Origin of the sequence: Phenylobacterium sp., from assembly GCF_024508875.1 — a bacterium.
Classification (GTDB): Bacteria; Pseudomonadota; Alphaproteobacteria; order Caulobacterales; family Caulobacteraceae; genus Phenylobacterium.
In genome coordinates this window covers 1-6,033 of the sequence record NZ_JANINU010000146.1, presented here as the reverse complement: position 1 = coordinate 6,033, position 6,033 = coordinate 1, and the positions used below count along the sequence as shown (strand labels likewise).

Here is a 6,033-nt window from a genome sequence, read left to right as displayed (position 1 = left end):
CACTCAGCGCCAGAAGTGGAAGGCGTCCCAGCCGGCCTGCATGGCCTGGGGCGGCACGCCCAGGGCGGCGGCCAGGGCGACGGCGAGGCCGAACAGCAGGTCGCTGAAACCGGGCAGCAGGAAGATGGCGGCCAGCAGGATCAGCATGGCGAGCCCCTCGGCCTTGCGGATCGCCGGCGCCCAGGCCGCGGGCAGGAAGGGGCGGATGGCGTTGAAGCCGTCGAGGCCGGGCAGGGGCAGCAGGTTAAGGATCAGGGCGGTGGCCTGCAGGAAGGCCAGCATGGCGAGCGCGGCGAACAGCGGGCCGGGCAGCGGCAGGGTCAGCACCAGGGCCAGGAGCAGCAGGACCAGCAGCGTCGCGCCCGGGCCGGCCAGCGAGGCGGCGGCGCGCCAGGCGGGGCTGCGCATCAGGTCGTTGCGCAGATAGACCGCGCCGCCCGGGAAGCCGATGCCGCCCAGGGCCAGGGCGATGAGCGGAATGACCAGGCTGGTCCCCAGGTCGCCGTAGCGGCGCGGGTCGAAGGACAGGTAGCCCTTGTCGGCCACGGTGTGGTCGCCGGCGAGGAAGGCGACGCCCGCGTGGGCGAACTCGTGCGCCATCACCGCCAGCACCCAGCCCGCCAGGATGAAGGCGAAGGTGAGCGGGGTCTTGGCCGCCGGCGTCAGCACCAGCGCCGCGCCGAGGGCGGCGAAGGCGGCCAGCAGGATGAGGCCGATCAGGTTGTTGGGCGGGGCGGCGGGCTTCGCCGGGACTGCGGTCATGAGCGCAGAGATAGGGGCATTCCTCGCCTGAGAGGAGCCCCGGCTTGACTCGCGTCCATGGCAGAGCTGCCATCGTAGCTGTCGGGGGAGGCTATCATGGACGACGGGATGGCGGCGGGGGCCGCCCTGAACACGCGCGAGCGGCTGGACGCCCTCCTGTCCGAGATCATCGAGCATCCGGAGCGGCGCGTGGAGATCTCGGAGGAGATCGAGCGCGACTTCACGCAACGCCGGGCGCTGCTGGTGCTGGACATGAGCGGCTTCTCGCGCACGACCCAGGTGCACGGGGTGGTCTCGTTCCTGCTGATGATCCACCAGATGCGGCTGCTGGCCGTGCCGACGATCGAGGCGTGCGGCGGGGTGCTGGTGAAGGCCGAGGCGGACAACCTCTACTGCCTGTTCGACACGGTGGAGCAGGCGGTGGCCGCGGCGCGCGAGATCATGCGCCAGCTCAACACGGTCAACGTCCTGCTGCCGGCGACCCGGCGGCTCTACGCCGCCATCGGCATCGGCTACGGCGACATCCTTGTCCTGGGCGGCCACGACCTGTTCGGCGACGAGGTGAACCTCACCTCCAAGCTGGGCGAGGACGTGGCCCAGGGCGGCATGATCCTGCTCACGGAAGCCGCGCGGGCCGAACTGCCGGCGGAGTTCAGGACGGAGCAGGAGCGGGCCAGCATCTCCGGGCTGGCGCTCGTCTATCACATGGTGGCTTGAGGGGCTGGCGGCGTCAGGCCGTAGCTCGCAAACATCTCGTCGACCTCACTTGCCAAGGCGCGCGCCGCCGCGAGGTCGGCCCGCCCCTCGCCATCCTGTCCGACCCGGATGCGCGCCAAACCGCGCCCATAGAGCGACGCCGCCTGCTTCGGCTGGAGCTTGAGCGCCGCATCGTAGTCGGCGATCGATTCCCGGAACTTGCCCTGGCGAAGGAACACGAACGCGCGGCTGTCGAGCGTGGCCGCGCTGGCGGGATTGAGGGCAAGGGAGGCCTGGCAGTCGGCGAGCGCGCGGTCGAGCTGGATGTTGGCCACCGCCTGGCTCCAGCAGAGTTGGTTGAGCCGGCCCGCATCGGACGTGCTGGCGCTGCGGACGGTGGCGAAATCGGCGGCGGCGCGGGCGGCATCGCCCTTCCGCGCATGAATCTCGCCCCTGGCCAGCAGGTAGTAGGGATTGCTGGGCTCGATCGTCAGGATCTCATCCACGTCGGCCAACGCCTTGTCCATCTGCCCGAGGGCGCGGTAGGCGTCGGAGCGCCAGCTCAGGGCGAAGACGTTCTTGGGCTGAAGGTCCGATGCGCGGGTCAGGGCCGCGACGGCGTCATCGTACCGCTTGTCGCGCATGGCCAGCATGGCCCGCCCGTGAAACGCCACCCACTGGCGGGAATCCAATCGGAGGGCGGCTTCGAAATCCGCCGCCGCCTTCTCGTAGTCGCCGCTCCAGTACTGAGCGATGCCGCGATTGGCGATGACGATCGCCGCCTTGGGATCGAGCCGGAGCGCCTCGTTGTAGTCGGCGATGGCGCTGTCCCACCGCCGCGCGGTCGTGAGCCTGAAGGCGCGGTCAAGGTAGCCATCGACGCTGGAGGGCTTCGCCGCCATCCATGCCGCGATATCGGCGTCGGTCGCGACATAGTCCCGGCTGGCCCGGACGACCACCTTCCCGCCCGCGGCCTTCTGCAGGGCGGCCTTCGCCGAGGCCGCTTCCGCCGCCGGATACTCGCTGGCGAGGGTCCGGTTGTGCGTTTCAACGGAGAGCTCGCCCTTCTCAAGCCGGCTCCGGCGCGTGAGTTCGCGACCGGCGGCGCGCAGGCTCATGTCCTCACCGTCGAGCACGAAGCCTTCGCCGCCGTTCGGGAGCTTCATGGTCAGTTTGAAGGCGAGGTGGTTGGGGTGCTCGGCCACCAGGTAAGGCAGGCCGGCGTCCGGACCCGCTTCGCGCTCTGCGATGTCATCGACCGCAAACTCCGCCTCGGTGATCTCCAGGGTGCGCGGCTCGGCTTGAACGATGCGCCACTGGGGACGGGCGACACCCTCCATCAGAACCCGGAGCCGTCCTGCCGCTTCGTCGCTCTCAGCGCGGACCGTCTTCACCTCGATCCACGGCGCGCCGGACCAGAACTGCCGCAGCAGCTTGTCGCGATCCGTGGCCGAGATGTTCGCCAACCCGAGATTCGCCTGGAGGCCATCGTCGCCTCCGATTTCGAGGCGACCGCGAACGGGGGCCGGCGCGTCCACCCCACCCGACGCGTCGACCTCGATGAAGATGCCGAGGTCTGGCTGTTCGAGCGGCGGCTGCACGAGAGCGATCAGGCTGGCGCCCTGGGCGCGAATGGGCAGGGCCCAGCGATAGGGAGGGATGGGGACGGCATCCAGGCTGCGATCGCCGATGCGGGCGCCGTCGAGCCAGTAGGTCCTTCCCCCGATGACGGCGCGAACGATCACATGGTCGAAGAGGCCGAGCCCCGGTAGCTGGCCATCGAGGCCGTCCCCGCGCGTTGTGCTGACCAAGGCGGGTTCGGCCTCGATCCCGAGGTCGCGCAGCAGCGCCACCAGGAGCGCCGTCTTGCCCTTGCAGTCGCCATAGCGGCGCGCCCAGGTCGCGTCGGCGTCCGCAGGGTCGATGCCGCCATTGCTCATGATCACGGCCAGGTACCGCACCCGATCCTGCACCAGTCGCAGCGCTTCGGCGGCGCGCACGCTGGGATCCTCGGATCGAGCCCGGATCCGCTCGACTTCGGCCCGAAGCGGGGATGTGGGGGACAGTTTGGAGGCCCGATCGTAGAGAGGAGCCATCGTGGCGGACACGTCCGCCCAGGCCGCAAAGTCGGAGAACCACAGGTCGCGCGAAGGCGCGAAGCGCGCGGGCGCGTTCGCGACGCCCGCCAGGACCTCGACGTCCTTGAGGTCGAACAAGAGCTGCGTCTTCCCGCCGGCCTTGGTGATCGTGGGTTTCGGCAGGCTACGGCCGGGACGCCAGACTATCGGACGGCTTGTCTCCCACATGGCGATGGCCCTGTAGCGATCGACCGGCCCCTGAGGCGCGCCGATGACATGCTCCACATGGCCGTGCATCAGCGGATCGGCGATCTTGACCGTGTAGGCGAGCTCGAGGACGTCGCCGACTTCGAGACCTTCGGGCTGGATGGTCGCTGTGAGGACACCGTCGACAATGGCCGACTCGAGACCGGCCTCGCGCCGGAGCACGGTGAACGTCTGTCCCGCGAGAACGTCGACCGACCGGTCGCCCCGCCGTATGCGCAGTTGATGGACGGTGACGTCCTGTGTGTCGGGATTCCATTTCAGGGTGACGGAGCCGGCTTCGGCGAGTCCGGCCGCCGTCCGGATCAGGACGACCTGCCGAACATATTCCTCGTTGCCGGAGGGGGCGATGTTGAGCTGATGATCCTCGAGAAGGAACCGAAGCGCCGGGCCCGAGGCGCCGATCTCAGGGGTCTGCGGTTCTATGGTCTTCGCCCAGGCGGGCGGCGGCCCGAACCGGAGCTGGTCCGCGGCGAGGGCCGGCACGGCCAGGGCGGCGGCCAGGACCGCCGCCAACGCAACTCTAAGCATCAAACTCCCCCAACGCGCCGTCCACGATATCTCAGAGATTTCGGCGGCGCCTAGGGCCTAGCTTGGCTCCCGGTGGATCGGGTCGACCCAGGGGACGCCCTCCGGCTTTTCGGCGGGTTCGATGTCGAGGTTGACGACGACCGCTTCGCTGTCGGAGCGGACGAGGACGCAGGAGAGGGGCTCGTCGGTGGAGGCGTTGATCTCCTGGTGCGGGACGAAAGGCGGGACGTAGATGAAGTCGCCCGGCCCGGCTTCGGCGGTGAATTCCAGGCGCTCGCCCCACCGCATGCGGGCGCGGCCCGAGACGACGTAGATCACGCTCTCCAACGGACCGTGATGGTGGGCTCCGGTCTTGGCGTTGGCGTGGATGTGCACCGTGCCGGCCCAGAGCTTCTGGGCGCCCATGCGGGCCCGGTCGATGGCGACGGCGCGGTCCATGCCCGGAGTGGTGGCGGTGGCGGGTGCGAGCTGGTCGCCGGGCACGACACGCACGCCGGTGTGCTTCCAGCCGTCCTCGGGGATCTCAGTCTCGTCGGTCATGCCCGGAGGCTACGCCCGGCGCGCGGCCTCGGCCAAGGCCCCGATCATCCAGTGGCGCACGCGCTCGGCCTCGGCGTCGTCGAGTTGCAGGACGTCCTTGAAGACCACGCGGGTCTCGATCCCGAGCAGTAGGGGCAGGGCCTTGGCCAGCAGGTCGCGGCCGGCCGGCGACAGGGGCGGGTCGGCGCCGTCGAGGGCGGCGGCCACCAGGGGGCTGCGCCGGTTCTGGCGGACCGGGGCCTCGCCGGGCGGCTGCTGGACCGTGCGCGCGAGCAGGGCGCGGAGCGGCCCCTCGCTGCCGAGCACCAGGGCGGTGAGCGCGGCGTCCACCTTCCGCAGGCGCGGCACGAGGTCGGTCGAGCGCTCGTTCGCGAACAGGCCCTCGGGCGTCGGCGTCTCCATGTGGATCGCCGCCTCGGACATCAGCGCATCGAGGCCAGGAAAGTAGCGGTAGGCGGTAGCGCGCGAGACCAGGGCGGCCTCGGCGACCTCCTCGAAGCTGGGGGAGTGTCCGTCGCGCGTCAGGCGGACGGCGGCTTCGAGGAGGTCCTTGCGGGTGCGCAGGCGCTGGTTCTCGCGCGCGCCGCCTGGGGAGGGACTCATTGCGGGAGCTGCTGGAGGATCGAGGCCATGTCGATCCAGACGTTCTCGCGCTTCATGCGCCCGTCGTGGGCGTATTCGACCACGTGCAGCAGGCGGAACTCCAGCGGCCGATCGCGGCCCTCGAGGCCGAACGGCCGGCCCGGCGCGCGACCTGTCCACAGGCTCTCGTCGACAAGGAAGTCCTCGCCGTAGAGGCGGCGCAGGGTGGTGATCCTGCCGTCGGCCAAGTCGGCGAAAAGGCTCTCGTAGAAGCCGCGGGCGCCGTCGGGGCCGACGGTCGGGCCGGTGGGCGAGCCGACGATGTCGTGCTCGCAGTCGGGGGTGAGGGTGGCCAGCACGCCTTCGACGTCGTCGGCCTGCTCGTAGCCGAAGTGCTCGTCGATCTTGGCGTCCATCTGGGCGCGGGTCAGGGCCATGGGGGGGCGCTCCGTCGTTCGTACGGTCGCGCTTATATGTGAGACTGCAGTCTCAAATCAAGACTGAAATCTCATCTTGGCGGCAGAGACGCCGCGGGCGCGACCGGAGCCGGGGCGGGCGGCGGGGGCGACGGCGTGGCGAC

Annotated in this window: 6 protein-coding genes; 1 reads left to right on the top strand and 5 read right to left on the bottom strand. The window is 70.2% G+C overall.

Going from position 1 to position 6,033, the window contains the following annotated elements; genetic code table 11:
* Positions 1-3: 3 nt before the first annotated feature.
* Positions 4-762: a site-2 protease family protein gene (locus Q0L11_RS12255; protein WP_296597580.1), complete on the bottom strand. Its 759-nt coding sequence runs from the start codon at positions 760-762 to the stop codon at positions 4-6.
* Positions 763-858: 96 nt separating this feature from the next.
* On the opposite strand from Q0L11_RS12255, the gene Q0L11_RS12250 reads away from it, so the two are divergent.
* A complete protein-coding gene (locus Q0L11_RS12250; protein WP_296597579.1) occupies positions 859-1,479 on the top strand; it encodes an adenylate/guanylate cyclase domain-containing protein in 621 nt (206 codons plus the stop codon).
* On the opposite strand, the gene Q0L11_RS12245 is transcribed toward Q0L11_RS12250, so the two are convergent.
* Genes Q0L11_RS12245 through Q0L11_RS12230 form a run of 4 tightly spaced genes read right to left on the bottom strand, consistent with a single transcriptional unit; the run spans position 1,464 to position 5,890 of the window.
* The gene (locus Q0L11_RS12245; protein WP_296597577.1) at positions 1,464-4,331 is read right to left on the bottom strand and encodes a DUF3857 domain-containing protein; all 2,868 of its coding nucleotides are present in this window, start codon (positions 4,329-4,331) and stop codon (positions 1,464-1,466) included. The genes Q0L11_RS12250 and Q0L11_RS12245 overlap by 16 nt on opposite strands.
* 57 nt (positions 4,332-4,388) lie before the next feature.
* Positions 4,389-4,871: a cupin domain-containing protein gene (locus Q0L11_RS12240; protein WP_296597576.1), complete on the bottom strand. Its 483-nt coding sequence runs from the start codon at positions 4,869-4,871 to the stop codon at positions 4,389-4,391.
* A 9-nt stretch (positions 4,872-4,880) separates the two neighbouring features.
* Positions 4,881-5,474 carry a TetR/AcrR family transcriptional regulator gene (locus tag Q0L11_RS12235; protein WP_296597574.1) on the bottom strand — a complete coding sequence of 198 codons (594 nt, stop codon included), beginning with the start codon at positions 5,472-5,474 and terminating at the stop codon, positions 4,881-4,883.
* On the bottom strand, positions 5,471-5,890 hold the full coding sequence (locus Q0L11_RS12230; RefSeq protein WP_296597572.1) for an ester cyclase: 420 nt from the start codon (positions 5,888-5,890) through the stop codon (positions 5,471-5,473). Before Q0L11_RS12230 ends, Q0L11_RS12235 begins: the two co-directional genes overlap by 4 nt.
* Positions 5,891-6,033 lie beyond the last annotated feature (143 nt).

Bases quoted from the DNA above. Each gene is read 5' to 3' on its own strand.
- Q0L11_RS12240 (WP_296597576.1), bottom strand. From the start codon at position 4,871: ATGACCGACGAGACTGAGATCCCCGAGGACGGCTGGAAGCACACCGGC.
- Q0L11_RS12230 (WP_296597572.1), bottom strand. From the start codon at position 5,890: ATGGCCCTGACCCGCGCCCAGATGGACGCCAAGATCGACGAGCACTTC.
- Q0L11_RS12255 (WP_296597580.1), bottom strand. From the start codon at position 762: ATGACCGCAGTCCCGGCGAAGCCCGCCGCCCCGCCCAACAACCTGATC.
- Q0L11_RS12235 (WP_296597574.1), bottom strand. From the start codon at position 5,474: ATGAGTCCCTCCCCAGGCGGCGCGCGCGAGAACCAGCGCCTGCGCACC.
- Q0L11_RS12250 (WP_296597579.1), top strand. From the start codon at position 859: ATGGACGACGGGATGGCGGCGGGGGCCGCCCTGAACACGCGCGAGCGG.
- Q0L11_RS12245 (WP_296597577.1), bottom strand. From the start codon at position 4,331: ATGCTTAGAGTTGCGTTGGCGGCGGTCCTGGCCGCCGCCCTGGCCGTG.